This window comes from Nocardia caishijiensis NBRC 108228, from assembly GCF_001612825.1.
Taxonomy (GTDB): domain Bacteria; phylum Actinomycetota; class Actinomycetes; order Mycobacteriales; family Mycobacteriaceae; genus Nocardia; species Nocardia caishijiensis.
In genome coordinates this window covers 394,171-418,469 of sequence record NZ_BDBE01000029.1, presented here as the reverse complement: position 1 = coordinate 418,469, position 24,299 = coordinate 394,171, and the positions used below count along the sequence as shown (strand labels likewise).

Annotated in this window: 23 protein-coding genes and 1 pseudogene; 12 read left to right on the top strand and 12 right to left on the bottom strand. The window is 68.7% G+C overall.

The genetic code is table 11. The features are described from left to right. On the bottom strand, positions 1 to 2,301 hold the full coding sequence (locus NC7_RS13165) for a helicase-associated domain-containing protein (RefSeq protein ID WP_067982622.1): 2,301 nt from the start codon (positions 2,299 to 2,301) through the stop codon (positions 1 to 3). Between the two features lie 39 nt (positions 2,302 to 2,340). On the opposite strand from NC7_RS13165, the gene NC7_RS13160 reads away from it, so the two are divergent. After that, the gene (locus NC7_RS13160) at positions 2,341 to 2,532 is read left to right on the top strand and encodes a hypothetical protein (protein ID WP_067982617.1); all 192 of its coding nucleotides are present in this window, start codon (positions 2,341 to 2,343) and stop codon (positions 2,530 to 2,532) included. Positions 2,533 to 2,596: 64 nt separating this feature from the next. On the opposite strand, the gene NC7_RS13155 is transcribed toward NC7_RS13160, so the two are convergent. Further along, positions 2,597 to 3,205 carry a transglycosylase family protein gene (locus tag NC7_RS13155; RefSeq protein WP_067982614.1) on the bottom strand — a complete coding sequence of 203 codons (609 nt, stop codon included), beginning with the start codon at positions 3,203 to 3,205 and terminating at the stop codon, positions 2,597 to 2,599. Between the two features lie 368 nt (positions 3,206 to 3,573). After that, entirely contained in the window at positions 3,574 to 3,801 is a 228-nt protein-coding gene (locus tag NC7_RS13150; protein ID WP_067982612.1) for a hypothetical protein, read from the bottom strand. Between the two features lie 162 nt (positions 3,802 to 3,963). On the opposite strand from NC7_RS13150, the gene NC7_RS13145 reads away from it, so the two are divergent. Further along, positions 3,964 to 4,386 carry a cold-shock protein gene (locus NC7_RS13145; protein ID WP_174550227.1) on the top strand — a complete coding sequence of 141 codons (423 nt, stop codon included), beginning with the start codon at positions 3,964 to 3,966 and terminating at the stop codon, positions 4,384 to 4,386. 197 nt (positions 4,387 to 4,583) lie between these two features. Here NC7_RS13145 and NC7_RS13140 read toward each other — a convergent pair whose 3' ends face one another. From NC7_RS13140 to NC7_RS13130, 3 genes are all read right to left on the bottom strand, one after another. Continuing rightward, entirely contained in the window at positions 4,584 to 5,102 is a 519-nt protein-coding gene (locus NC7_RS13140) for a DUF2771 family protein (RefSeq protein WP_067982606.1), read from the bottom strand. Next, on the bottom strand, positions 5,099 to 6,907 hold the full coding sequence (locus NC7_RS13135; RefSeq protein WP_067982603.1) for an MFS transporter: 1,809 nt from the start codon (positions 6,905 to 6,907) through the stop codon (positions 5,099 to 5,101). The genes NC7_RS13140 and NC7_RS13135 overlap by 4 nt, the downstream gene beginning before the upstream one ends. 67 nt (positions 6,908 to 6,974) lie before the next feature. After that, on the bottom strand, positions 6,975 to 7,751 hold the full coding sequence (locus NC7_RS13130; RefSeq protein WP_067982601.1) for a glutaminyl-peptide cyclotransferase: 777 nt from the start codon (positions 7,749 to 7,751) through the stop codon (positions 6,975 to 6,977). Between the two features lie 47 nt (positions 7,752 to 7,798). Between NC7_RS13130 and NC7_RS29105 the strand changes: the two are divergent. Together NC7_RS29105 and NC7_RS13120 are read left to right on the top strand one after the other, a co-directional pair. Further along, positions 7,799 to 8,494 (top strand): annotated as a pseudogene (locus NC7_RS29105) (DUF3027 domain-containing protein); the annotation flags it as partial. An 812-nt stretch (positions 8,495 to 9,306) separates the two neighbouring features. Then, entirely contained in the window at positions 9,307 to 12,537 is a 3,231-nt protein-coding gene (locus NC7_RS13120) for a sacsin N-terminal ATP-binding-like domain-containing protein (protein ID WP_067982598.1), read from the top strand. Here NC7_RS13120 and NC7_RS13115 read toward each other — a convergent pair. After that, the gene (locus tag NC7_RS13115) at positions 12,534 to 13,160 is read right to left on the bottom strand and encodes a TetR/AcrR family transcriptional regulator (RefSeq protein ID WP_084458451.1); all 627 of its coding nucleotides are present in this window, start codon (positions 13,158 to 13,160) and stop codon (positions 12,534 to 12,536) included. The two genes, NC7_RS13120 and NC7_RS13115, sit on opposite strands and share 4 nt — an antisense overlap. Positions 13,161 to 13,280: 120 nt before the next feature. Between NC7_RS13115 and NC7_RS13110 the strand changes: the two genes are divergently transcribed. Continuing rightward, on the top strand, positions 13,281 to 15,314 hold the full coding sequence (locus NC7_RS13110) for a neutral/alkaline ceramidase (protein ID WP_067982596.1): 2,034 nt from the start codon (positions 13,281 to 13,283) through the stop codon (positions 15,312 to 15,314). Here the strand turns inward: NC7_RS13110 and NC7_RS13105 are convergent. Beyond that, positions 15,311 to 15,571 (bottom strand): DUF2530 domain-containing protein, encoded by a 261-nt coding sequence (locus NC7_RS13105; RefSeq protein WP_067982593.1) that lies wholly within the window; start codon positions 15,569 to 15,571, stop codon positions 15,311 to 15,313. The two genes, NC7_RS13110 and NC7_RS13105, sit on opposite strands and share 4 nt — an antisense overlap. A gap of 68 nt (positions 15,572 to 15,639) precedes the next feature. On the opposite strand from NC7_RS13105, the gene NC7_RS13100 reads away from it, so the two are divergent. Continuing rightward, the gene (locus NC7_RS13100) at positions 15,640 to 16,071 is read left to right on the top strand and encodes a MarR family winged helix-turn-helix transcriptional regulator (RefSeq protein WP_067982590.1); all 432 of its coding nucleotides are present in this window, start codon (positions 15,640 to 15,642) and stop codon (positions 16,069 to 16,071) included. Here the strand turns inward: NC7_RS13100 and NC7_RS13095 are convergent, their stop codons facing one another. Continuing rightward, complete coding sequence (locus NC7_RS13095) at positions 16,072 to 16,458, bottom strand: YccF domain-containing protein (RefSeq protein WP_067982588.1); 387 nt, start codon at positions 16,456 to 16,458, stop codon at positions 16,072 to 16,074. A gap of 25 nt (positions 16,459 to 16,483) precedes the next feature. On the opposite strand from NC7_RS13095, the gene NC7_RS13090 reads away from it, so the two are divergent. Then, positions 16,484 to 17,287 (top strand): TrmH family RNA methyltransferase, encoded by an 804-nt coding sequence (locus tag NC7_RS13090; RefSeq protein WP_157101974.1) that lies wholly within the window; start codon positions 16,484 to 16,486, stop codon positions 17,285 to 17,287. Beyond that, positions 17,284 to 17,562 (top strand): DUF2537 domain-containing protein, encoded by a 279-nt coding sequence (locus tag NC7_RS13085; RefSeq protein WP_067982583.1) that lies wholly within the window; start codon positions 17,284 to 17,286, stop codon positions 17,560 to 17,562. The genes NC7_RS13090 and NC7_RS13085 overlap by 4 nt, the downstream gene beginning before the upstream one ends. On the opposite strand, the gene NC7_RS13080 is transcribed toward NC7_RS13085, so the two are convergent. The 3 genes from NC7_RS13080 to serC form a co-directional block, all read right to left on the bottom strand. Then, the gene (locus NC7_RS13080) at positions 17,559 to 18,248 is read right to left on the bottom strand and encodes a DUF6928 family protein (protein ID WP_067982582.1); all 690 of its coding nucleotides are present in this window, start codon (positions 18,246 to 18,248) and stop codon (positions 17,559 to 17,561) included. The genes NC7_RS13085 and NC7_RS13080 overlap by 4 nt on opposite strands. Positions 18,249 to 18,359: 111 nt before the next feature. Further along, positions 18,360 to 19,400: a septation protein SepH gene (sepH, locus tag NC7_RS13075; protein WP_084458450.1), complete on the bottom strand. Its 1,041-nt coding sequence runs from the start codon at positions 19,398 to 19,400 to the stop codon at positions 18,360 to 18,362. Positions 19,401 to 19,771: 371 nt separating this feature from the next. Beyond that, positions 19,772 to 20,893, bottom strand: coding sequence for a phosphoserine transaminase (gene serC / locus NC7_RS13070; protein WP_067982576.1), 1,122 nt, complete (start codon positions 20,891 to 20,893; stop codon positions 19,772 to 19,774). 349 nt (positions 20,894 to 21,242) lie between these two features. Here serC and NC7_RS13065 point away from each other — a divergent pair, with 349 nt between their 5' ends. From NC7_RS13065 to NC7_RS13050, 4 genes are all read left to right on the top strand, one after another. Beyond that, positions 21,243 to 21,878: a hypothetical protein gene (locus NC7_RS13065; protein WP_067982572.1), complete on the top strand. Its 636-nt coding sequence runs from the start codon at positions 21,243 to 21,245 to the stop codon at positions 21,876 to 21,878. 341 nt (positions 21,879 to 22,219) lie between these two features. After that, complete coding sequence (locus NC7_RS13060; protein ID WP_157101973.1) at positions 22,220 to 22,540, top strand: hypothetical protein; 321 nt, start codon at positions 22,220 to 22,222, stop codon at positions 22,538 to 22,540. Further along, positions 22,537 to 23,952: an alpha/beta hydrolase gene (locus NC7_RS13055; protein ID WP_084458449.1), complete on the top strand. Its 1,416-nt coding sequence runs from the start codon at positions 22,537 to 22,539 to the stop codon at positions 23,950 to 23,952. Before NC7_RS13060 ends, NC7_RS13055 begins: the two co-directional genes overlap by 4 nt. After that, positions 23,898 to 24,299, top strand: coding sequence for a hypothetical protein (locus NC7_RS13050; protein ID WP_157101972.1), 402 nt, complete (start codon positions 23,898 to 23,900; stop codon positions 24,297 to 24,299). Before NC7_RS13055 ends, NC7_RS13050 begins: the two co-directional genes overlap by 55 nt.

Below are 24,299 nucleotides of genomic sequence, written 5' to 3'. Positions count from 1 at the left end.
TCAGTCCAGCAGAGCCACCGACGCGATGCGGTGGAGAGTGAAGTGGCGGGTGGCGCCGGTGACCGGGTCGACGGCGTCCAACTGACCGTTACCGACCCGGACAGGTTCGACCACCCGCTGACTCGCCACCCCCTGGGCATCGACATAGCCGATGTTCACCGGACGCCCCACCCGGGCGGCCAGCTGCAGCAGCGCGAGAGTGGCCTGGGTGCCCGTGCGTGTTCCGTCGGAACGGACCGACTGGGACGTGCGGGCACCCGCGGCACGTTCACCCGCGCGCAGTTCGGTGACCAGTGCCGCGAGCTGGTCGTCGGAGGGCGGAGTTGGGCGGTACGGCTTGCGGGCCAAGGGGCGGACCGCGATGCGGGCGCCGCGCGGTCGCAGGTCGACGATGGCGCCGCCGGAATCCTCGCCTGCGGGGGTGAAGCCCGCCGCCCGCAATTGCTCGAGCAGCTCACCGAGCGGCGCCTGCGCGATCGCGACCGTGGGGGCGATCGCGCGCAGCGCCAACGTTTCGGCCACGGGGGCGGACAGCACCTGGGCGAGCAGGGCCGGATCGTCGCTGCGCAGGAACGATTGCGCCATGCCCGCGCGTAGTTGACCGTGTCGACGGGCCACATCGTCGATGAGGTAGGTCAGCGACTGGGGCACCGGGGTGCGGGAGTGGTTGGTGAACAGGGTGTGCAGTTCGGCGGCGGTGAGACCGGCATCGAGCGCCCGCCGCACCGATGCGTCACCGACGCGGTACACCGTCGCCGCACCCGCGGACTCCACGTCGGCGACGAGGGCGATGCGGCTCTGCAATTCGGGGACGAGGGGGCCGGGCGCGATCACCGTGAGGTCGGCCTGCACGAGCACGTGGTCGACGGGGTCCGGGAGGGCGGCGGTCATCTCGGCCTCGGCGTCGGCCACGCTGGTCGGGCTGCCGTGCAGGAGGGCGCGGGCGGCCGAATCGAGCGCGCCACGTCCGAGCAGCCCGACGGTCGCCGCTTCGGCGAGGGTCGCGGTCACCACGTCGAGCCGGAAGTGTCTGCGCCGACGCGGCATTCGCCAGGCGAGCAGCTTGCCGAGGTCGGCGGGCGAGACCTCGGTGCCGCTGGGGTATTCGGCGAGCAGGCCGAGGATCGCGTGCCGGTCGCGCACCGCGTGCGGGATACGCAACTCGGCCGACAGCGCCGCGATCGGCTTGTCGGCGGCGTCGCGCAGCCCGATCATCCACGGCATCCGGTCCAGCTCGAGCCACGCCTGGGCCAGGGTCACCCAGCGGGTCGCGGGTGGCGCGTCGCGCCAGGCGTCGGCGGCGGGGGTCGGTGCCCAGAAGTCGTCGGTGGAATCCAGGTCCGGCGGCGGTTCGGGCAGGCCCTTCTCGACGAGCTTCGCGGCCGCGAGCAGTTCGAGCAGCAAGCCGGTGCGCTGTTCGTCGACGCCGGTCTGCTTGGCCAGCCTGCGCAGCTCGCGCACCCCGAGTCCCCCGGCGCGCAAGGCGGGTGCGGGGAGTTTGCCGAGCGCCTCGAGCAGGTCGGCGCAGTCGCGCAGCAGCTCACCGACCTCACCCGCGCCGACCGCGTTCACCTCGACGGGCGCGTGCTTGACGAGCGTGGGTTTGGGTGGGGTGAGGGCGTGCGGATCGGTGACGGGCTCGCCGCGCAGCACCTGCCCGACGGTGACCGGCAACTCGACGGTCTCGTCGTCGATCCAGCGCAGCAGCCGGGCCGTGAGCAGCCGCCGCACCGGGCGGTCGGCGGGCGCGTCGGGTGCGGCGTCGCGGGTGCGTCCGCGTGGACCAGTGGTGGCCAGCTTCTCCAGCAGTGCCCGCTCCGCCGGACCGGCCGCGGTGAGCGCCGTGCGGACTTCCGGTTCGGTGAGCGCGTCCGGCAGCGCGGTGGTCGCCCCGAGGGGCCACGGCAAGGCCTCGACGGCACTCGGCGCCAGGTGCAGACCGTCACCGGTCTGCCAGACCAGCGCGCGGTCGAGCAATCTGGTGAGCGCGGCGGTGAACGCCGTCTTGGTGACCCGGTCCTTCAGCTGCGCGTGCAGCGTGGTCCGGGTGAGCGGGGTGTGCTCGGTGCCGATCGTGCGCGCGTCCTCGTTGGCCGCCAGCGCCTCGATGATCGCGAACTCGAGGGTGTCGAGGTCGTCGGCGGCGCGCAGCACCGAGGCCCGCTGCTGGGCACGTACCGCGAGCACCGACATCGACGCGGGCAGCGGCACCGCCAGATCGGGTCGCAACTGCAGCAGTTTCACCAGCTGGGCGTCGGTGCGCGCACCTAGCCAATCGGCGAGGGAGTCGGTCGCGATCATCGGATTCAGCGTACGTGTTCGATATGCCAGAATGACCCCGTGGTCAACAAATCGAAGAAACCCTACGTCGACAACGGCTGGCCCGAGGTGGCCGACGGCGAGCACGCCGTGACCGAGCTGTCGGCAACCCGCGCCGGTAATCTCTCGCCCTTCGGTGAGGACACCGAGTTTCCCCTTCCGGCCGCGAAGCTGCCGTATGTGCACCCGCAGACCGTCATCAACCGGGTGTAATTCGAACGGGAAAGACAAGAGCCCGCATCCTCGAAAAGGATGCGGGCTCTTGTTGTGAGGCGGATCAGGAGGGCAGCAGGCCCTTGTTCGCCTCGAAGAAGTCGATGACCGCCGGGTCCAGCTGGGTGCCCTTGGCGTTGTTGACGAAGTCGATGGCCGCCTGCGGCACGGCGACGCCCTGCTGCTGGGCGACGGTGAGGGCACGATCGACCGCGGAGAAGACCTCCTGGCTCGGATCCTGCACCTGCGGGACGCTGACCTCGGGGACCCAGCTCGGGGTCGAGGGCACGGCGCGCTCGGTCGGACCGCTGCTCAGGCCGAGCTTGGCCGAGCAAGAGGGCCAAGCGCCCCAACCCTGGGAAGCGAGAACCTTTTCGGCGACCGCGATCTGCTGTTCGCGAGTGGCCTGGTTTGCGGTGGCGGCGTACTCCCCACCGCCGTGTGCGGCCCAGGTGGAAGGCGAGAACTGCAGCCCACCCTGGTAGCCGTTGCCGGTGTTGATACCCCAGTTGCCGCCGGCTTCACACTGTGCGAGGCGATCCCAGTCGGAGTCGGGGGCCGCGCTGGCGTTTCCTGCGAGGGCAGCGGCTGCGGTGCCGAAGATGGCGCCGGTGACGGCGACCTTGGCAGCAGTGCGCCCGGTGGAAGTCGGCTTGCGGTGGCGTCCACTCATATCGGGTTTCTTCCTCTCGTTCGCACCTGCATGTGGTCCGGACTGAGAGGTCTCCCGGTCCGCCCTCACCCCTTGATTCCAATCGGGGTCCGGTACCCGCGGGGTGAGGTTCGGTGCGGCGGGCCGGTGGTTCCGGGGGCCTGCCCCGGCTGAGAGAAACGGTACGACGGTCAGCGGGGAAAGTCACTATTTGGTAACCGGCGTGTGCGGGTGGGTATCGGGGTGGTCTCAGGGTTGTCCCGGAGCCGTCCGTGCAGGTAGTCGCGGCGCGGGGTGTGCGAGACCGTTGCACGCACAGTTCGTTACCGGGTCGTTATGTGACGAGGATCACACAAGAGATTGGGTATCGAACCCTCGGGATAACCGGTTCACCGTGCGCGTCGACCCGACCACAGGGCGAACACGATCGCGAGCAGAAAGCCCACCGGCGCGAGCATCGCGAGCAGATACAGCCACAGACCCGGCTCCGCGTCGGAGACAATCGGCGTGACGAAGATGGCGACGACGGCGAGGATCCCGATACCGACCAGCGCCACCGCCACGTGCAGCAGCCGATCACTGGAACGCCGCGCGGGCGGTTGAGGTGAGTTGGTCACCGGTGCACCGTAAAACTGATGTGCTCGCGGTATAGCCACCGGGGTAGACTCTCACCACATCGCGTCCTGCCTTGTTGTGGGGCGCGTTCTTTTCGCGACAAGCAGCAGGTAGTAACCCGGGCCACAAGGGTTCGGGTATCGAATGATGAACGGGTGAGCGCAGTGCCGACCGGCCGGGTGAAGTGGTACGACGTCGAAAAGGGCTTCGGCTTCCTTTCCCAAGACGAGGGCGAGGACGTCTACGTCCGCTCGTCCGCGCTGCCCGAAGGAGTCGCGGGACTCAAGCCGGGTCAGCGGGTCGAATTCGGGATGGCCGCCGGTCGTCGCGGTCCGCAGGCACTGAGCCTCAAGCTGCTCGAGGCCCCGCCGACCGTCACCCGCGGCGAGCGTGGCGCGCAGCCCGCGCGCAAGGAGGCGGGCCCCCGCAAGTCGCCCGACGAACTGCACGGTCTGGTCGAGGACATGATCACCCTGCTGGAGACCAAGGTCCAGCCCGACCTGCGTCGCGGCAAGTACCCGGATCGCAAGATGTCCCAGCGCATCTCCGAAGTGGTCCGCGCGGTAGCCCGCGAACTGGATCAGTGACTTGGAGCGCTGGCGCGCTCGAGTTGGCGGGCCCTGAGGTCCCGTCGATCAGGCACCGTTGCTTGCTCCTTCGTCGCCTACGCAACGGCGCCTGATCGTCGGGACGGCCGCCAACCGCCGACTTCGTCGGCGATCCCTCCTCGGGGTCGGGATGTGCGGGGGTCAGGGTGCGGGAGTCGCCGCCCCTTGGTTGATCCTCAGGGCTGCGGTGTGCCGACTCGCCAGAGGCCGTGGACGTCGTACATCTCCTGGCCGGTGGCCGGGTCGGTGTAGACGATCGGCAGCCGCACCTCGAAACCGGCCAGCCGCAGCTCGGGTTCGGGCTGCGTGTCCAGGCTCAGGAAACGGGTTTCGGCCGGGTAGTCGATGAAGCTGAGGATGCGTTCGATCTGCTCGCCGTTGGGGCGTTCGTAGACCGTGACGACGATCCACGGCGCCTCCGAGATGCTCGTCGGCAGCGACACCTGCACCGGCTTACCCGAGGTGGCCGGGATGTAGTAGGTCGACTCGTCGTTGACGCACTCGCCGTTGGACAGCTCGCAGTACCCGTAGGGCTCGACGACGACGGACTCGCCGTTCGCGAACACCGTGAGCTCGGGATAGTGCTTGGGCGCCTTGGACACGGCGTAGGCAACCACGCCTGCGGTCACCGCGGCCAGGGCCAGCAGGCCCACCGCGACCAGCGCGACGATCGTGCGGACGTTGGGCTTGCTCACCAGTGCGGGTCTCCTGTTTCGCGGGGATGGGTGGGCACTTCCTGCTCGGCGTGCTGCGGGCGGTTACCGCCGAAGCCCGGCAGCAGGGTGTGCCCGGTGTAGCTGACGAAAGTCTGCGCGAGCCCGGCAACCAGGATCACGCTGATCACCGCGAAACCCTTCCAGAACTCGGTCGGCAACAGCACACCGGCCGCCCCGCCGACCACCCAGCTCAACTGCAGAACGGTCTCCGACCGGCCGAAACCCGAGGCGATCGACTCGGGCGGCAGGTCGTCCTGGATGGCCGCGTCGAGCGACACCTTGGCCAGTGCGCTGGCCGCCGACGCGACGAGCGCGGCGACCGCCGCGCCGAACAGATTGCCGGTGAACACCGCGAACAGCGCCACCGCGACACACGCGGCGGTGCAGCCGAGCACCACCAGCGCGGGCCTGCCGAGCTGCAACCGCGCGCCCGTGGCGTTGCCGCCGAAATTACCGAAACCGGCCGCCACGCCGACGAGGCCGAGCATGGCCGCCTGCTCGGTCGGACTACCGCCGGAACCCTTGGCGACGAAGGCGATGTAGAAGGTCAGGAACCCGGTGAGCACCCGGATGGAACTGTTGCCCCACAGCCCGGTGACCACAGCCCGGCCCAGCGGTTGCCTGCGTTTCCTGGCGGGCACGGCCGATTCCTTGCCCGGTTCGAGCACCTCGGTGCGCGCGTCGGCGCCGTGATAGGTCAGGGTGGCGGGCACCTCGCCCTCGGTGACCTCCACCCACGACGGGATCCGCAGACTCAGATAGGCGCCCGCGATGGCGATGCCCGTGGCGAACACCAGCGCGCCGGTGGAGTCGGCGATCAGGGCGGCGAGCGCGGCGAGCGCACCCGCCCCGATCGTGCCGCCGACCAGGCCGAACACCGTGAGCCGCGAATTCGTGCGGACCAGGTCGATATCCGGTGGCAGCACGCGCGGCGTCACCGCGCTCTTGAGCACCGCGAACGATTTCGAGCCGACCATCATGCACAGGGCCAGCGGATACAGCCCCCATGTGTCGATATTGAAGATCAGCAGCACCGCGAACAGGGCCCGCAATCCGAAGGTGGTGGCCAGCGCGAGTCGGCGGCCGCGCTGCAAGCGGTCGAGCAGCGGCCCGATCAGCGGTGCGATCACCGCGAACGGCGCGATGGTGATGAGCAGATACAGCGCGACCTTGGTTTTGGACTCGGCGGTGGCACTCGCGAAGAACAACGTGTTGGCCAGCGCGACGGCGATCGCGGCGTCGAGCGCGAAGTTGGCCATCGTGGCGTAGGTGAGAGCGGTGAGGCCCGACTGGTCGGCGCCGTCGGCCTTGGCCGCGCGCTGGAAGGTGGCGATACCGCGTTCGGTGAGTTCGCGACTGCGCATCGCGGCCACGCGCGTGACGGTCAGTTTGCGCGGCACTCGCTGCTTGGGAGGTTCGTCGGCCCGGGGCAGCGGGCGGGTTCCGGCCGGTCCGTCGAGTGGATCGGAATGTGGGTGGCCACCCGCCGGTCCGTCGTGGTCCTGGTGTGGGCGGGCGTCTGCCGGTGTGTCGGGGCGCGGGGGAACGGCGCCGTTGCGTTTCGGGCTGGCCAACGGCGTGGTGGCCCCGGGGTCGGGGTCACGTCCGAACCGACCACGCGAACGGAACGGTGCGGTCGGTGGCTCGATGTGCGGGAAGACCTTGCGCGGCGTGGACGGGGGCGGGTAGTGCCCGAAGCCGGGGTGCCGACCGGGTGGTCCACCCGCGGCACTGCCGTCCCGGCGACCACGGTCAGGACCGGATGGATCGCGGGGAGTAGTCACAGCCCAATTCTGTCGTACTCGGGCTTTCGGCGTTCACTCGCGGGCGAGCAGTGTCGGACACACTCGCTCAGCTCGGCACGAATCGCACCTCGAACAGGTGCGGCCAGTACTTGCCGGTGAGCAGGAACCGGTCGGTGCCCGGCAGGTGCGCGATGCCGTTGAGGACATCGGTGCGCGCGCGTTCGGCGGCGCTCAGCAGGCCGCTCGCATCGATGATCGCGGTGACGGCGCCGGTGTCGGGGTCGATGCGAAGGATGTCGTCGGTGGGGAAATTGTTGGCGTATACGGTGCCGTCGGGGGCGCAGTCGAGCTCGTTCGGTTTCGGGTCGTCGAAGCCGTGCAGGGTCACCGAACCGGTTTCGGCGAAGGTCAGCGGGTCGCGGAAGGTGAGTTTCGGGGTGCCGTCGCTCATCACGAGTCGCCCCGGTTGAGCGCACAGCCCCCAGCCCTCGCCCGCGTAGGTGGCACGGCCGGTTTCGGCGAGGGTGTCCGGGTCGCGTGCGAAGGCGACACCGTCTTTCCAGGTCAGTTGCCAGACGATGTCGCCCGCCCTGGTGAGCCCCTCGCCGAACATCCGGCCGGGCAACTCGACACGCGCCCGCTCCACGCCCGAGACCTGCTCGGTGACGCGGGCGTTCGACACGCCCCACATGCCGGTGCCTTCGTAACGCAATCCGTCGACCACCTCGAGCCCCTGGGTGAAGGCCGACGGATCGTGCGGTGACGAGCCGATCACCTCCACCCGCCAGCGTGGCGGACCCGACTGTTCCTGACCCCCGCAGGAGCTCACGCCGAGCACGCTGACCAGCACTGCGACGGCCAACGAACTCCGATTGCACTTCATACGGCAAAATGTAGGCCGTGAGCGCAGTATCTGTTTCGGAGTCCGGCGTGCGTCCCGTTCTGGCCCAGGCGGCCGAGGTCGCACTTCGTGCGCTCGTCGAGCTGGAACCCGACGGCGTCGGTGCCCATCTGGGGGTGAGCGCCGAGGACGACTCGGCGGCCACCCACCGGTTCGAGGCGACCCTGCCCGGTTACCGGGGTTGGCAGTGGGCCGTCGTGGTCGCCGCACCGCCCGGTGCCGACCACGCCACGGTCAGCGAGTCGGCCCTGCTGCCCGGCCCCGACGCCCTGATCGCCCCCGAGTTCGTCCCGTGGGAGCAGCGGGTGCGCCCCGGCGACCTCGGCCCCGGCGACCTGCTCGCCCCGCCCGCCGACGACCCGCGCCTCGTCCCCGGTTACGTCGCCACCGGCGACCCGGTGGTCGACGAGGTGGCCCGCGAGGTCGGCCTCGGCCGCACGCAGGTGCTCAGCCTCGAGGGCCGACTCGACGCCGCCCAGCGCTGGTACGGCGAATACGGCCCCGACACCGAGATGGCCAAGGCCGCCCCCTCCACCTGCGGCCTGTGCGGCTTCTACGTGCCGCTCGCCGGTGCCCTGCGCGAATCCTTCGGCGTATGCGCCAACGCGATGGGCGCCGACGGCCACGTGGTCCACGTCGAATACGGCTGCGGCGCCCACTCCGATGTCGTCGCCCCCTCCGGCAACGGCTCACCGCGTTACGAAGCCTTCGACGATCACGCCGTCGACTACATCGCGATCACCCCCCAGGAAACCGCAGAGGCCGAAGCGGTCGACGCCGCCGCGGCCACCCGCAAGGCCCGCGCCGAAGGTCAGCTCCCGAAATCCCCCGAAGAGGTCATCGCCGCCGAAGCCGCCACCGATCTCGCCGCTGTCGCGCCGACCGGCGTCGACGCGCCGGTGCTGTCGGGCACCGCAGAGGCTGAGACGCCGAGCGATCCCGAGTCCGGGGCGGACAACGCGGAAAGCGCTGAGGCGGCGGAGGTCACGACGGACGCGGTCGAGGTGCCGAGCGGCCCTGGGCCCATCGCGGACACCGCTCAGGCCCCTGCGGTAGCGGAGGTCACCACGGACGCGGTCGAGTCGGATTCGACCATGGCGGACAGTGACGTGGCCGGTGGTGACGTCGCCGACTCGGGTGCGTCGACTGCCGCTGATGTCATCGAGTCCGGTGTCGCGGCGGAAACGGCGCCGATTTCCGACGCAGTGGCACAGGAGGTGGCAGCGAACACTTCCGTCGCCGATTCCGCTGTGGTCGAAGAGGTTTCGTCCTCGGCGATCGCTGAAGTGCCCGAGGTGAGCGCCGAGTCCGATTCCACGGTAGACACCGCAGAGGCTGTCGTCGCGGCCGGAAGCGCGGGTGCTGTGGAGCGTGAATCGGGCGCGGAGTCGGGCGATTCCGGTGTGACCGATACCGCTACGGCGCCGGGTGATGCTGGTGTGGCCGATACCGCTGCTGCCGAGGGTGATTCCGCGGTGGGCGAGAGCGGCGTGACGCAGGGTGTGGGCGCTGGGGAGCGCGGATCGTCGGTGGGGCGCTGAGCGCAGGGGCGGACCCGTTCGGTACCGCGGGGCTGCGGGCCGGAGTTCTCGCCGCCTGGCGGGATTCGCCGACACGGTTGCGCGAGGACAGTGCGGGTGAGGCGGATCTGGTCGCGGCGGGTTACCGCGATCGGGTGCTCACCGAGCTGGCGCAGAACGCCGCCGACGCGGCGGTGCAGGTCGGTGTGCCCGGCGAGCTCACGGTGTGGATCGTCGATCGCCGGTTGCATGTGGCCAATACCGGTGCCCCGCTGAGTGTTTCCGGTGTGCACGCGCTGACGGCACTGCGTGCCTCCGGCAAGGACGACGCCGCGCAGGTCGGCCGATTCGGTGTCGGCTTCACCGCGGTGCGGGCGGTCGGCGACGAAGTGGAGATCCGCTCCACCACCGGCTCTCTCCGTTTCTCGCTGACGGCCACCCTGAATGCCTTGCACGACAACGGCACAACCCTCCCCGAGGGCCTCATCCCACCTGCCCTTCGCCTGGCTTGGCCCATCCCCACCACCCCGTCCCCGGGTGCCGACACCGAAATCGTCATCCACCTCCGCGACGACGTCGACTCCGCCGCTCTCCTCGCCGCGATGCGCGCCGAGGCCCCAGACCTCCTCCTCGAACTCCCCGCCCTCCACCGAATCCACATAGCCGACAGCGAATTCACCAGCACCACAAGCATCCTCGGCCACTCGGCCCCCGTCGCTACAGAACACCGCACCGCGAATGCCCCAGACGGCATCGTTCTCTCCTCCGAGACCACAAATGCCATCACGGCCTCTCGATCAAGTTCGCAGCCGCGTGCGGACTCTGCGCCGGGTACGCAGTCGAACGGGGCCTCTTCGCCGGGCTTCCGGTCGGACGAGGGTTCTTGGCCGGGCACCCAGGCGGACAAAGGTTCATTGCCGAGTACACAGTCGGGCACCGGGCCCTCGTCCGACGCCGCGGCTATCAGACCGGCCCAGGAACCACACGGAGCGAAGCCGGAACCAGGGCAGGACAAGGCCACCCACCTCGGTCCGCCGGTGGGATCCCTCACCCAGCTGACCATCACCTCACCCGACCGCACACAGCACTGGTGGCAGTTCCGCACGTCCCGAGCGCGCTGGCTGCTCCCGTTGGCCGACGGTCGCCCGGTCCCCGCCGCGCCGGATGTCCTGCGCGCCCCCACCCGCTCCGACGAGGAACTGTCCCTCCCGGCGATCCTCGTGGCCGACATCCCCATGCAACCCGATCGTCGCCGCCTGCTCCCCGGCGCCCACCTGCGCGAAATCGCCTCGGGTTACGCCGATTTCGCCCGTGCTCTGCCACCACGTGACCGTCTCGGTCTGGTCCCCACCCCGGCTTTCGCCAGGAGCGAGGCCGATGCCATCCTCCGCGAAGCGATCACCACCGAGCTCCGGACGAACCCGTGGCTCCCGGTCTGCCCGGCACGCGACGACAACTCTGATGCCGGTCCCGACGCGTCTCTCGACGCCGGGGAATTCTTCGGCGGTGAGGCCCGCGACAACACGCACTCGGCCGCCGACCGGCATCCCGACAGTTTCGCGCCCCTCCACGAGAACGCACACCTCGGAGCAGACCCGTATCTCGCCAGTGCGAACGAAATCCCCACCCGTGCGGCGGTATTCCCCGACCTCACGCCGGAGCTGGCCGCGATCCTCGCCGACCTGACCGGCCCCTTGGTGATCCCGGAACTCTCGACCCGCCCCGCGCAGGAAAAGCTGGCGGTCCTCGATGTCCACCGGCTGTCCCCGGCCGCCCTGGCCGATGTGTCGACGGGCCTGCGCCGAGACCCGCACTGGTGGCGAACCTTCTACGCCGCCCTCGAACCTTTCGTCACCGATACCCGCACGGCCGAGGAGTTCGGCGCCTTGGCCGTGCCGCTGGCCGACGGCCGACTCGTCACCGGCCCGCGCACCGTCGTGCTCGACGACCAGCTCACCGTCGCCGTCCCGGTCCACTGGGCCCGCCTGGTGCACCCGGACGCCACCCATCCGCTGCTTTCCCGTCTCGGCGCCCGCAGCGCCTCGGTCACCGATCTGCTCACCGATCCAGGCCTGCGCGACCTGCTCGAGCACGACCCGGCCGACCACGACACGGTCACCGCGGTCCTGCACCTGGCGCGGTTCGCGCGCGCCGACGAGCTGCCGACCTGGCTCGGGCTCCTCGAATTGCCCGACGACACAGGGGAATTGCGTCCGGCCGACGAACTCCTCCTCCCGGGCGCGCCGCTGGCCGAGGTGCTCGTCGAGGATTCACCGTTCGGCACGGTCGCCGAGGCGACGGTCGCCGAGTTCGGCGAACAGGCCCTGCGCGCGATCGGTGTCGGCTGGGACTTCGCCGTTCTCACCGATCCAGAGCCACTCGGACCCGATCACGACCTGGACGACGAATCCGCCTGGTGGAACAGCCTTCCCGAAGATCCGCGCGAACTCGTCGCGGTCCGTGATCTCGACCTGGTCGACGAGACCCGCTGGCCGCTGGCCCTGCGCACCCTGCTGGCCGAATCACGCACCCGTGCCCTGCTCGCCGACCGCGACGGGTACACCACCTGGTGGTTGCACCGCCACGCCCACATCGACGGCATCCCCCTCGGCCGATTCCGTCACCCCGACGACACCGAATTCGCCGACCTCCTACCGCCGTTCACCGCGGCCGACCCCGACGCCCTGCGGCAGCTCCTCGTCCGCCCCGACGTGATGACCCCCGAGCTGGCCGAGGAACTCCTCGACGCCCTCGCCGATCCGGCGAAAAACCCGACGCCCGAGACGGTTTCGCGTACCCATGCCCGGCTGTCCGAAGCCGTCGCGACCGGTGCGCTCGACCCACGGGAACTGGACCTGCCCGAGCAGGTCAGGACGCTGGCGGGAACGGTGGTCGACGCCGAGACCGCCATGGTCCTGGATCGGCCCTGTTTCGGTCTCGTCGTCCCGGCCGAGCGACTGGTCGTCGGTGACCCGACGCATGCCGAGGCCCTCGCCGCGCTGCTGGACCTTCCGTTGGTCTCCGACCAGGTGAGCGCCGAGGTGCTCGGCGCGGGCAGGCGGAGCAGCTGGGCCACCGAACCGCTGGGTGTGGTGCTGCGTCAGCTGTGGTCGCCGCCGCACACCACCGGCACGCTCGTGCTGCACGACGTACTCGAAGTGTTTCTGCGCGGCGAGTTCTCGGGCACGGTGCGGGTGCCGTGGTGGGACGACGACGGCACCGTGCACGTGCAGGTGCCGCGCGGCTAGCTCGCGTGCGCGGTGACCATCTCGGCGAGCAGGTCGAGCTGGGCCTGCACGGCGTCGCTGTCGTCGTCGACCAGCCAGCGCAACACGATGCCGTCGATGACGCTGAGGATGAAGCGGCTCAGCTGGGTGACCGGGATGTTCCAGTCGCAGCCGGTGGCCTCGCGGCAATGGTCCATCACGTCGGCGACGGTGCTGTCGTTGAACGCGTACTGCTCGCGGGCGATGGCGAGTTTGGCCGGGGTCGTCTCACCTTCGCGCAGGGCGTAGGTGGTGGTCTCGTAGGTGAGCAGCTGCCGTTCCGGGGTGGCCTCGATGTTGCGCCACATCAGTTCCAGCCCCTGCCGAACCAATTTGTGAAGCGCTTCTTTTCCTGTTCCGGGATCGACCCAGACAGTTTCATCCGCATCGACGGAATCACGCAATTCCATCGAGAGCGCTTTGACCAACTCGGTCATCAGCGCGTCCTTGTTTTCGAAACAGTAATGCACCACACCGAGCGAGACGCCCGCCGCTTGGGCGACATCGCGTGTGGTCACGCCCGCCACGCCCTTTTTCTCGGCGAGACCGATCGCTGCCTCTATCAGGTGGGCTCGTCGTTCTTCGACGCTCAATCGGGAGGACACCTGTGCGAGTTAAGCGCTCACGTCGCGAACAGTCAATTCGCCGAACCGCGCCGAATTACTGGACAGGCGACCAGTTCTATGGTTGTGTGCGTCACATCACCCCGCGAAGGAGCTGTTCGGATGCCTGTGAACCGTCGGGCCGTGCTGGCCGCCTCGACCCTTGGGGTTCCGCTCGTGGCGGCACTCGGTGCCATCGAAGCACCGAAGGCACGTGCCGAATCCGCGCGCGGCGGATTCGAATTCGGGCTCGGTATCGCCGATCTCACGGGGCCCGCCGCGGAATGCGGCATGATGGGCTACTCACAACTCGAACAAACCACGGCGGGAATTCATCTGCGGCCGCGAGCGCGCGCGTTCGTCATCGAATCGGGTGGAAATCGGGTGGCGTTCGTCGCGGTGGAGAACGGTGCGTTGTTCCAGTCCGTGCATCGGGGAGTACTGCTCGCGTTGGCGCACCGATTCGGTGATCGGTATACGGAACGAAATGTCGTTCTCACATCGACGCACACCCATTCCAGTTGTGGCGGTTCCGCCCACGATTACGCCTATACGCTCGCGACGCTCGGATTTCAGCAGCAGGTGTACGACACCGAGGTCGACGGCATCGTCGAGGCCATCGTCGCCGCCGACGCCGACCTCGGGCCGGGCACGGTGGCCCTCGGTCGCGCCGCATTGCGCGACGCGAGTGTGAACCGCTCGCGGGTGGCCTTCGACCGCAATCCGGCCGAGGACCGCGCCGTGTTCCCGGACGCGATCGATCCGGCGGTCACCACCGTCGTGTTCCGCCGGGGTGAGCGCGAAGTCGGCGCGCTCACCTGGTTCGCCACCCACAACACGTCGATGACCAACAAGAACCGGCTCATCAGCTCCGACAACAAGGGCTACGCCAGCTATGCCGCCGAGCACCTCGAGCACGGCGTGCGCCATCTCGACGGCGAGCTGTCGTATCTGGCCGCGTTCGTCCAGACCAATGCCGGTGACATGTCGCCGAACCTGGCGCTCGCCCCGGGTGTCGGCCCGACCGACGACGAGTTCGACAACACCCGCATCATCGGTGAACGCCAGTACGCCGCCTCGAAAGCCGCCGCCGGACAAGCGGTCCCGATGACCAGCGCGATCGACTCCATGCTCTGCTACATCGACCTCGCCGCCGTGACGGTCGACGGCCGCTTCACCCCCGACGGCGCACCACACCGCACCGCACCGGCGGCCGCGGGCCTGTCCCTGGCGGCGGGCAGCGTGGAGGACGGCCCAGGCCTGCCCGGTGGCCCCATTCCCGAGGGCGTGCGTAACCCGCTGGTGGACTTTCTCGGCGGAATCGACCATCCCCACCCGGCCTGGCTGGCCGACGCGCAGGCGCCCAAGGCGATCTTCGCCCCGCTCGGCCTGATGCCGCCCGCGCCCTGGGTGCCGAATGTGGTGCCGATCCAGCTGATCCGGCTCGGCGATCTCTACGTGGCCGCCGCGGGCGCCGAATTCACCATCGTCGCCGGTTTGCGTGTGCGCCGCGCGGTCGCGCAGACCCTCGGCGTCGACGTGGAACAGGTGTTGCTCCAAGGCTATTCGAATGCCTATCACCAATACGTGACCACACCGGAGGAGTACGACGCACAACAGTACGAAGGGGCGTCCACGCTGTTCGGCCGCTACACGCTGTGTGCGTACGTGCAGGAATTCACCCGGCTGGCGGAGGCCTTCGCGGCGGGCTCAGCCCCGGATCGCGGTCCCGCACCGCGTGACATCTCGGCGATACAGCCGAATTTCGTCGCCGCACCGGGCCCGGATTCGACGCCCGTCGGCCGGAATTTCGGTGATGTGGTGCGCCAACCCGGCAGCACCGTTCGCGGTGGCCGGGTGGAGGCCGAGTTCGTCTCGGCGCATCCGAAACACAATCCGCGACGCGGCGGCACCTTTCTCGAGGTGCAGCGCCGAACCGCGAACGGCTGGGTCCGGGTGGCCAACGAGGGGGAGTGGGACGTGCGGTTCCACTGGCGAAAACAGGATGCCGCGGTCTCGATCGCACATTTCATCTGGGACGTTCCTGGCGCCGCCGAACCGGGCACCCACCGGTTCGTCCACTTCGCCGACGCGCTCGGCGCGGACGGCGTGGCGCGTCCGATCACCGGGACGAGCGACGAGTTCGAGGTTCGCTAGTCCTCGGTGAGCCCGACCTGGGCGCCCTTGTCGCCCCGCAGGGCCGATCGGCGCTGAGCCAGCCAGATCGCCGAACCGAGCACGCCGACGAACAGCCCCATCAGGCAAACCGATCGGGCATCGGCCCAGGCCGGGACCACAAAAGCCAGCACCGTCGCCACCGCCCAGGCGGCGAAGCCGATCAGTACGACCGGGCGTGGGTCGACCAGGCTGCGCGGCAGGTGCGGCATCTCGCGACTGACAGGTCCGGCGTCCATACCCAAACAGTAGCGCCCTGAAACCCATCAGGGGTGACGGCCGTACCGTAGAGTTCTGCACTGTGACAGTGCCATCCGACGTCCGTGCCCTCGCCGGTGATCTCTCGCTGGCGGTTGTGCGGCTCACGCGACACCTGCGCGGCCGCCGTGCCGAGGCGCAGATCTCGCTCACCCAGCTGTCGGCTCTGGCCACGCTGGCCCGCGATGGTGCGATGACGCCCGGCAACCTCGCGGGCAAGGAGCGAGTGCAGCCGCCGTCGATGACCCGGGTGATCGCCTCGCTCGCCGACCTCGAGCTGGTCCAGCGTCGACCGCACCCCACCGACGGGCGCCAGATCATCGTGTCGCTGTCACCGGCGGGTCGCGCGCTCGTCGCCGACGAGACACACGCGCGTGAGGCCTGGATGACCGAACAGCTGTCCAACCTCGCTCCGGAACAGCTGATGGTGCTCGATCAGGCCGTGGCGATCATGAACCAGATCATCGCGGGCTCGGAGTAGTCAGCTCTGCTGGGGTACCACCTCGTGGCCGAGCGGGAACAACGACAGCGGCACCAGCTTCAGATTGGCCCAGGCGAACGGCAACCCGATGATCGTCACCGCCAGGGCCACACTGGTGAACACGTGACCGAGTGCCAGCCACCAGCCCGCGAACACGAACCAGATGATGTTGCCGAGCAGCGACCCCGCCCCGGCGCTCGGTTTGTCGACGACCGTGCGCCCGAACGGCCACAGCACGTAACCGGCCAGGCGCAGCGAGGCGATGCCGAACGGGATCGTGACGATCAGGACGAAGCAGATCAGCGCCGCGAACAGGTAGCCGACAGCCATCCAGAACCCACAGAGCACCACCCACAGCACGTTCAAGATCAACTGAACCAGCTTCATGCTTCCAGCATGCCAGGATGATCCGGTGGCCGAAGTAATTCCCATCGACGATCCCGCCGACCCCCGTGTCGACGACTTCCGTGATCTGTCCTCCGCCGACCGCAGGCCGGACCTGCCCGGGCGCAAGGGACTGGTCATCGCGGAGGGGGTCGTGGTGGTACAGCGGATGCTGGCCTCGCGGTTCACCCCGAGCGCGCTGCTCGGGGTCGCCAAGCGTCACGACGCCCTCGCCGCCGATCTCGCGGGGCTCGATGTGCCGTACTACCAGGCCACGGCCGAGGTGATGGCCCAGGTGGTCGGCTTCCACCTCAATCGCGGGGTGCTCGCGGTGGCGCCGCGCCCGGCCGAGCTGACGGTCGACGCGGTGCTCGACGGCGCCCGCACCGTGGCCGTGCTCGAGGGCGTCAACGACCACGAGAACCTCGGGTCCATGTTCCGCAACGCCGCCGGGCTCGGCGTCGACGCGGTGCTCTTCGGTGACCGCTGTTCCGACCCGCTCTACCGGCGTTCGGTGCGCGTCTCGATGGGGCATGTGCTGCGGGTGCCGTTCGCCTCGGTTCCGAGGTGGCCGGGTGGGTTGGAGTTGTTGCGGGAGCGCGGCTTTCAGATCATCGCGCTCACGCCGAACCCGGCCGCGGTCAACCTGGCCACGGCCATGACGGGGGAGCGGGTCGCGTTGCTGCTCGGTGCCGAGGGACCCGGCCTGACCGAAGAAGCCATGCGCGCCACCGATATTCGCGCCCGTATCCCGATGTCGGCCGGGACGGATTCGCTCAATGTCGCGACCGCCGCCGCGATGGCCTTCTACGAACGGGTCCGCACCTCATGAGTCCCAACCGGGCGGGTTCGGTGCCGCTGGCGGCGGGTGGCACGGTGATCGCCCTGGTCGCGGTGCTGAGCGCGGTGGCGGTGTACGCGTTCGGCGTCGCGCTGGCCGAGGTGCATCCGCTGCTCGCGATCGCGGTGAACGTGATCGCGGTGGTCGGGGTGGCGCCGACGGTGTGGCGGTGGCGGTGCACGCCGGTTCTGCGATGGGTGCTCGCCGGGGCGGTCCTCGGCGTGGAACTCGGCTGGGTCGCACTGCTGATCCACCTGGTCGGCTAGGCGACCCTGCGCAACCAGCGCGCCAGACCCCGACGGGCGGGTACGGCCGGTACCGGTCGCGGTGCTCGGCCTTTCGGATACAGCGTGAATCCGCACACCGGCAGGTCGATCAGTCCGGGTGGCTCCAGATAGCGGAAGCCGAGCCAGTGGGCGTTGGCGGCGTCGGCGAACTCGGGTGGGTCGAACGGCAGCGACTGCGGACCGGGACGATCCCCACGATCCCACGGCACCGGATGATCCCCGGCCCAGAACTCGCGCTCCCACACCATCGGCAGCCCCTCGTTCTCCAGAATGTCGACCCTGGTGGAACTGAACGAGCGGCGGAATTCCCCGCGTTCCCAATGGGCGAACGCGCCCCAGTGCACGGTGGTGTCGAACGAGACCAGATAGGTGTGTTCGGAGGCCTGCGGGCGGACGAGCAGTTCGGGCAGCACGGTCGGCTCGATCACGGCGGCTTCGGCGGTGCACACGACCGTCACGCCGGGATAGCAACCGATATAGACCTCGTCGCGATCCGGACCGGCGCAGCCGTCGAGCGTCCCGACCACGATCGGGCGCACATCGTGGTCGGCATACAGCTGACTCGCCAGGGCCTGCGCGGCAGCGGAATCGGATTCGGGTCGACTGTGCACGACGGCGACCGGGTCGACGGTATCGACGTACCAGAGGGTGGAAGCCGACTTCACGTGTCACCTCCGACGGCTAGCGGAACCTGCGGTCGCGCCGGGAAGGCACCCGAGCCGGATGACCAGCGCGGCCCCGAGCTCTCGGGAGAACTCGGGGCCGCCGGTGCATCGTCAGTTGCCGGAGCTGCGCACGCCAAGGAGCACGTCTTCCCAGGACGGCATGGGCGCCTTGCCGCGCTTGTTGCGTGCGGGCTTCGGCTTGTCCGGCTCGGGCTTCGGGGCGGGCGTCTCCTGTTGCGCGGCGGGCGGCGCCGGTGCTGCGGGCTCGCTCGGCGGTGCGGGAGCCGTCGCCGCCGGAACCGGTGCGGCGGGCTTGGGGGCCGCCGGGATCGGCGCGGTCGGCTTGGGCATCGCGGGCACGGCCGTCGGCGCGGGCTTGGGCGGAATCGCCGCCGTCCCACCACCTGCCGCCACCTGCCGCTGCTCGTAGTACTCGTCCAGGGCGGGCTGCGGACGACTCTGCGGGCGCGGGGTCGGCATCGGCTCGCGCGGCCGTGGCTCGACCGGAACCGGCGCCTCCACCACCGGCGCCGCCGGGGCGGGCATGGTGGCCAGGCCACGCAGGGCACGACCGAAATCGGGATCGATCAGGTCGGCGGCCGGGTCGTCGAGCGGGGACACCGAACCACCGTGCGCGTCGGGCTGGTAGCGCCAGTGCGCGGCGATCTCGGAATGCCCGTGCCGCCACTGCAGTTGCGCGACCCAGAACCCCTTCTCGTCCTTCCAGGCATCCCATTCGGCGTGTTCGATGGTGTGCCCGCGCTCGGCGAAGGCCGCGGTGACGATCTCGTGCAGCGTTTCCACCGCGGGGCCGTCGGGCCGCACCGGATGGGCTTTCTGCGCCAGTTCGGCGGCGCGCGCACGCTCGAGCAACACCGGATAGGCGAAACGTTCCACTTTGCTCGCGGGCATGCCGGACTCCGCCGTGACCTGTTCGACGGACGCACCGGCGCGAATACGGGCCTGGATATCTCTAGGACGCATAGACGCTTCCATTTCGATCTCGATCTGGCCGAATCGTGCGAGGTCGCCGCGCGCCGCCGCGCGGAGCTTGTCGTCGGCGGGCAGCCGGAACTTGGTGCCGGACTCGAGGTCGCTGCACACGATGTGTGTGGAGTCGGGCGTCACCCCGATCACTCGAAGTTCACGCACCGTTACCTCCCTATCGCGTCGGCTCCGTCTGTTAGGACACCGCCCACTTTCCTAGACAGTAGTGCACATTACTTGGCCGCGGCAGCAGACACGCACGCCCAAATCGCGCACGGGGACGCCTCGGCCCGCTAATCTGATCGGCTCCCCGCGCGAATCCTGGTCGTGTACAGGCGTTTTGGTGATAGATCAACGGCTCTGCGCCGGACGGAACGTCGCGAAGAATGCGAACTTTGCGAAGCGTGTCAGCGCTGACGAATACCGGAATGGGTTTGCGCCGACCGGGAGTTGCGGGTCGATTTTTGACGAAGGAACAAAAATCGTGCCCGCAACTCCCGGTCATTCAGGGCGCAAACCTCACGGCGCCGCAAAAATTACAGCTGACCGACGACCCAGTCGATGGAGCGGGTCAGCTGCGAAACATCTTCCGGGTCGATCGCCGGGAACATGCCGACGCGCAGCTGGTTGCGGCCCAGCTTGCGGTACGGCTCGGTGTCGACGATGCCGTTGGCCCGCAGGATCTTCGCCACCTGGGCGGCGTCGACCGAGTCGTCGAAGTCGATCGTGCCGACGACCTGCGAACGGTGCGCCGGATCGGTGACGTACGGGGTGGCGAAGGAGCTCTGCTCGGCCCAGGTGTAGAGGCGCGAGGACGAGTCGAGGGTGCGCTTCACGGTCCAGTCCAGGCCGCCGTTGGTGTTCATCCACTCGATCTGGTCGGCGAACAGCAGCAGGGTGGCGATGGCCGGGGTGTTGTAGGTCTGGTCCTTGGTGCTGTTGTCGATGGCGACGGGCAGCGACAGGAACTCCGGCGTCCAGCGACCCGAGGACTTGATCTCCTCCACGCGGGCCAGCGCGGCCGGGCTCATGATCGCGATCCACAGACCACCGTCGGCGGCGAAGCACTTCTGCGGGGCGAAGTAGTACACGTCGGAGTCGGCGATGTTCACCGGCAGACCGCCCGCACCCGAGGTGGCGTCGATGGCGATCAGCGCGTTCTCCGAACCGGCCGGGCGCGACACCGGGATGGACACACCGGTCGAGGTCTCGTTGTGGGCCCAACCGATGAGGTCGACGCTCGGGTCCGACACGGGCTCGGGCGCGCTGCCCGGCTCCGACGACACGACGATCGGGTCACCGATGAACGGGTTGCCCTTGGCGACGGAGGCGAACTTCGAGGAGAACTCGCCGTTGGTCAGGTGCAGCGAACGCTCGCGGATCAGGCCGAAGGCGGCCGCGTCCCAGAACGCGGTGGTGCCGCCGTTGCCGAGCACCACTTCGTAGCCCTCGGGCAGCGAGAACAGCTCGCGCAGGCCGTTGCGCACCCGCGCCACCACGTCCTTGACCGGCTTCTGGCGATGCGAGGTGCCGAAGACCGAGGCGCCGACAGTCACCAGCGACTGCAGCTGCTCCGGGCGGACCTTGGACGGGCCACAGCCGAACCGTCCGTCGGCGGGCTTGAGGTCGGCGGGAATTGTCGGGAACGCACTGGTCATGCGGGGGAGTTTAGTGGTGCGCGGATGACGGTGGTCGCGGTGGGTGCGGGTCTGTGAGCCGCCCCACGTCGGACCGGTGATCCCGCGTGCGGTGACACGCCGTAGCTCCGTCTGCCATCGGATCAGGCCGGTACTCCACGGGGGCTCGGGGTGACTTTCGGCCGTGCGCGACAACCGTGACGAGAGGGTTCACAGACCGTAGCCGCCGGGGCGCCGCGCAGAAATGCCTCGGCGGCGACCTCTGATGGTTCGTGTCGTCGGCTTTCGAACGCTCGGTGTCCGGCGGGTCATCGTGCCGGGTGCGGGGAATTTGCCCTGGCGCCAACGTAGTTGGCAGTACTCTTCCGCTATGAGTCTGCTCGCGGTCGATTCGGGACCCAACCTGCTCGACCGGTGGCTGTGGGTCGTCGGGCGGCGGCCGGGCTTGCTGTCGGAGGGGGCGCGTCGGGAACTGCTGCTCAGGGGGTTGCCTGCCAGTGCGACCGTGCTGTCGGTGTGGTCGCGCCGAGGCGAGGGTGGCTATCGGTTCAGCGTGCGAGTGCAATTGCCCGACGAGCTGCCCTACGACGTGCGCGTACGGCAACGGATCCGTAGCCAGGACCTGGAATGGATGCGCCCCGGCGACACCATCGGCTGCCGCGTCGACCCCGGCGACCCCGACCGCATCGTCCTGTACCTCCCCGAACAACCGACCACCGGCCGCCGCTCCACCGCCAAGATCCTCGCCAACGGCCGCCGCGCCGAAGCCACCGTCCTAGCGGTAGCCCCCGTCGCCACCGACTACACCGCCCGCGAAGACCCCGTCCTTCGCCTCGACCTGGAACTCCGCGCCTGGGACGAACCAACCCCCTGGCGAGTCCGGCTGATCCAACCGGTCCCCCTCCCGGTCGTCGGCCTGATCGAGCTCGGCACGCATCTGCAGGCGGCCTTCTACACTGTCGACCGGGGCGCCTCGGTGGCCCTCGATTTCACTGCCCTGCACTGACGGTCATCGATCGGCGATCAGCCCAATCCCGGCGCGTGTAGAACTGGGAACGACTGACTATCACCGGTCGCGGGTCCCCAACCTCTTCATCTGCACATCAATATTCTCGGCCCCGCTGCCATACTGTACGGCTAGCCCTGACGTGGTCAGTCGTTACTCGAGCCAGGACTGCCGACGGAAGTACTCGTCGTCGGCATCGTCATCTTCTTGGGTGGGACCACGTCGAGATGAGGCCGCAGTCGGTGTTGTCGCCGTAGGCCAATCCGCCTGCTCGGGCGCGAAATGCTGAACTCGGGGCTGAGGCGGCGGCGTGTGGTGCTTGCGGAGTCTATAGTCCATCAATGAGTCCGACGCCGAGTGCAGAGACCTTTGATCTCGACCCGGATGCTGTGCGCGTCCTCGCGGCCGAGATGGGGACCGCCGGCCAGGCAATCCAGATCATTGCCAAGGGAGGTGCCCTTGCCGATGGCGTCTACGAGTGCATGCCCAACGGCGATACGCCACCGGCGTACCAGGTTGCGGCACGTCGCGTCGACAAGGCGATGTCAGCGGTGGGAACAGCATTGGCCGAGCTGAGCGGCAAAACAATCGCCGCCGTGATCACGTTCCAACAGCAGGATGAAGCATTCTCCGGCGCGTTGCAGGGGGCAGGGGAACGATGAGTCAGCACTTGACGGTCCCGCTGGTCGAGTCGTGGAAGCCGATAGAGTTCGCCGCGCAGGCGACCGAGTTCACGCGCCAAGCAAGTGAATTGCGAGCCGCGATCGACGCTCAATACATCGCGGTCGACGCCTCACATGAAACATTCCGGCGTGCGACGGGCGACGCGATGCGCACCCGGTACAACGAAGTCCACCAGAAGGCCGTTCACATAGTTGATGCGCTGGAGCGTGGTCGCGACGCTGCGACCTCGGCCCAGTGGACGATCAGTTCCGCGCAGGGGGTTCTTGCATCGAAGAAAGCTGATGCGATTGCCAAGGGTTTCGATGTCCGTGACGACGGCACATGCGTAATCAGTGAATCTGCGAAGCAACGCCTGTACTCGGCTGTCACGAGCGAATCGACGGATTCGGCGGTGGTCGCGGACAAGTACAACGTGGGAATCGCGGCGCTGGAGGTGTCCGCCAAGAACCACACCAAGTGGGTCAAAGACGCGTTGACCGGCGCCGTCAACGCAGACGCGGCGGCGAAGCAGGCAATCGAAGCAGCGTTCGACAACCTCCCGACACCGGATTCGTTCGGTAACGAGAGCACATCCAAGACCGGAACCCCTCAGCCGCCGAAAGGCGGTACAGCGCAGGAAAACCGGGCTTGGTGGGATTCGCTCACGAGCGAGCAGAAGAGGGAGATCGCAACGAACTCCCCGGGTTCGATCGGCAACCTCGATGGCTTGCCTGCTGAGGTGAGAGACGCTGCGAACCGGGCGATGCTCGAGCCCGAACGGGCACGGCTCGAAGCCGACCGAGCGAAATACGAGGCGGCTGTCGCCGCAGCTACAACACAGGCGGCGACGACCGGCGACATGTCGGAAATCGGCAACGCACGAACCGAGCTGGATCGGACAAATCAGAAACTCAAGGACCTCGCCGCTGTCAGCGCCGCAGTCGGAGACGGCCCGTCCTCGTCCAATCCGCCCCGCTACCTGATGGCTCTCGATATGCAGTCCGGCCGCCAGGGCCGTGCTGCCGTGTCGGTCGGCAACCCTGACACCGCGGACCACATTTCGGTGACCACACCCGGTCTCGGCTCGAATCTGGACTCCACACTTCTCGGTGGTGGGGAGCCGAAGAATCCGCACGGCGGCATGATGGGCGAGGCCGAGAAGATGATCGAAACGTCCCAGACCCAGTTGGAAGCTGCCGGCCGCGAGGGCGAGGAAATCGCCTCGGTCGCTTGGTTCGGCTACGACCCGCCGCAGGGCGGGATGGGTAGCCTGTCCGATGTCGAACCGGACATGATCAACGTGACCAACGAAGGTCGAGCGCAAGAAGCGGCGCAGCCGTTGTCGTCGACGATGTCGTGTTCTACGGATCACCCGGACTGGGCGCCGATGTTCCTGGCCTACCAGGCCTGAACGGAATCGGTTCACCGATCACCAGCCTTGGACTGAACGATGCGGTGGAGAACGCGGGCGACCTCGGGCTGCAGGATGGCCATGTGTACGAGATGACCGAGCACGGCGAGATCGTGGGCAATCTGGACTCGTTCGGCCGCAGCCCGGACGGAATGCCCTGGGTCACGCATCTCAGTACCGACCCGATCACCGTTGACGGTGAGTACTACTCGCGTGGCGCCGAGAACCCGCACTCCGAGTACGGACGTACGGATGGCAGCACCGGAAACCTCCACCGTTCCGGCTACAACCTAGCCGCAATCGTCGCGGGTCTGCCTGAAAATGCCACCAAACCGAAAACCAGCTGA

Bases quoted from the DNA above. Each gene is read 5' to 3' on its own strand.
- NC7_RS13065 (WP_067982572.1), top strand. From the start codon at position 21,243: ATGAGTCTGCTCGCGGTCGATTCGGGACCCAACCTGCTCGACCGGTGG.
- NC7_RS13110 (WP_067982596.1), top strand. From the start codon at position 13,281: ATGCCTGTGAACCGTCGGGCCGTGCTGGCCGCCTCGACCCTTGGGGTT.
- NC7_RS13055 (WP_084458449.1), top strand. From the start codon at position 22,537: ATGAGTCAGCACTTGACGGTCCCGCTGGTCGAGTCGTGGAAGCCGATA.
- NC7_RS13060 (WP_157101973.1), top strand. From the start codon at position 22,220: ATGAGTCCGACGCCGAGTGCAGAGACCTTTGATCTCGACCCGGATGCT.
- NC7_RS13095 (WP_067982588.1), bottom strand. From the start codon at position 16,458: ATGAAGCTGGTTCAGTTGATCTTGAACGTGCTGTGGGTGGTGCTCTGT.
- NC7_RS13085 (WP_067982583.1), top strand. From the start codon at position 17,284: ATGAGTCCCAACCGGGCGGGTTCGGTGCCGCTGGCGGCGGGTGGCACG.
- serC (WP_067982576.1), bottom strand. From the start codon at position 20,893: ATGACCAGTGCGTTCCCGACAATTCCCGCCGACCTCAAGCCCGCCGAC.
- NC7_RS13130 (WP_067982601.1), bottom strand. From the start codon at position 7,751: ATGAAGTGCAATCGGAGTTCGTTGGCCGTCGCAGTGCTGGTCAGCGTG.
- NC7_RS13105 (WP_067982593.1), bottom strand. From the start codon at position 15,571: ATGGACGCCGGACCTGTCAGTCGCGAGATGCCGCACCTGCCGCGCAGC.
- NC7_RS13155 (WP_067982614.1), bottom strand. From the start codon at position 3,205: ATGAGTGGACGCCACCGCAAGCCGACTTCCACCGGGCGCACTGCTGCC.
- NC7_RS13165 (WP_067982622.1), bottom strand. From the start codon at position 2,301: ATGATCGCGACCGACTCCCTCGCCGATTGGCTAGGTGCGCGCACCGAC.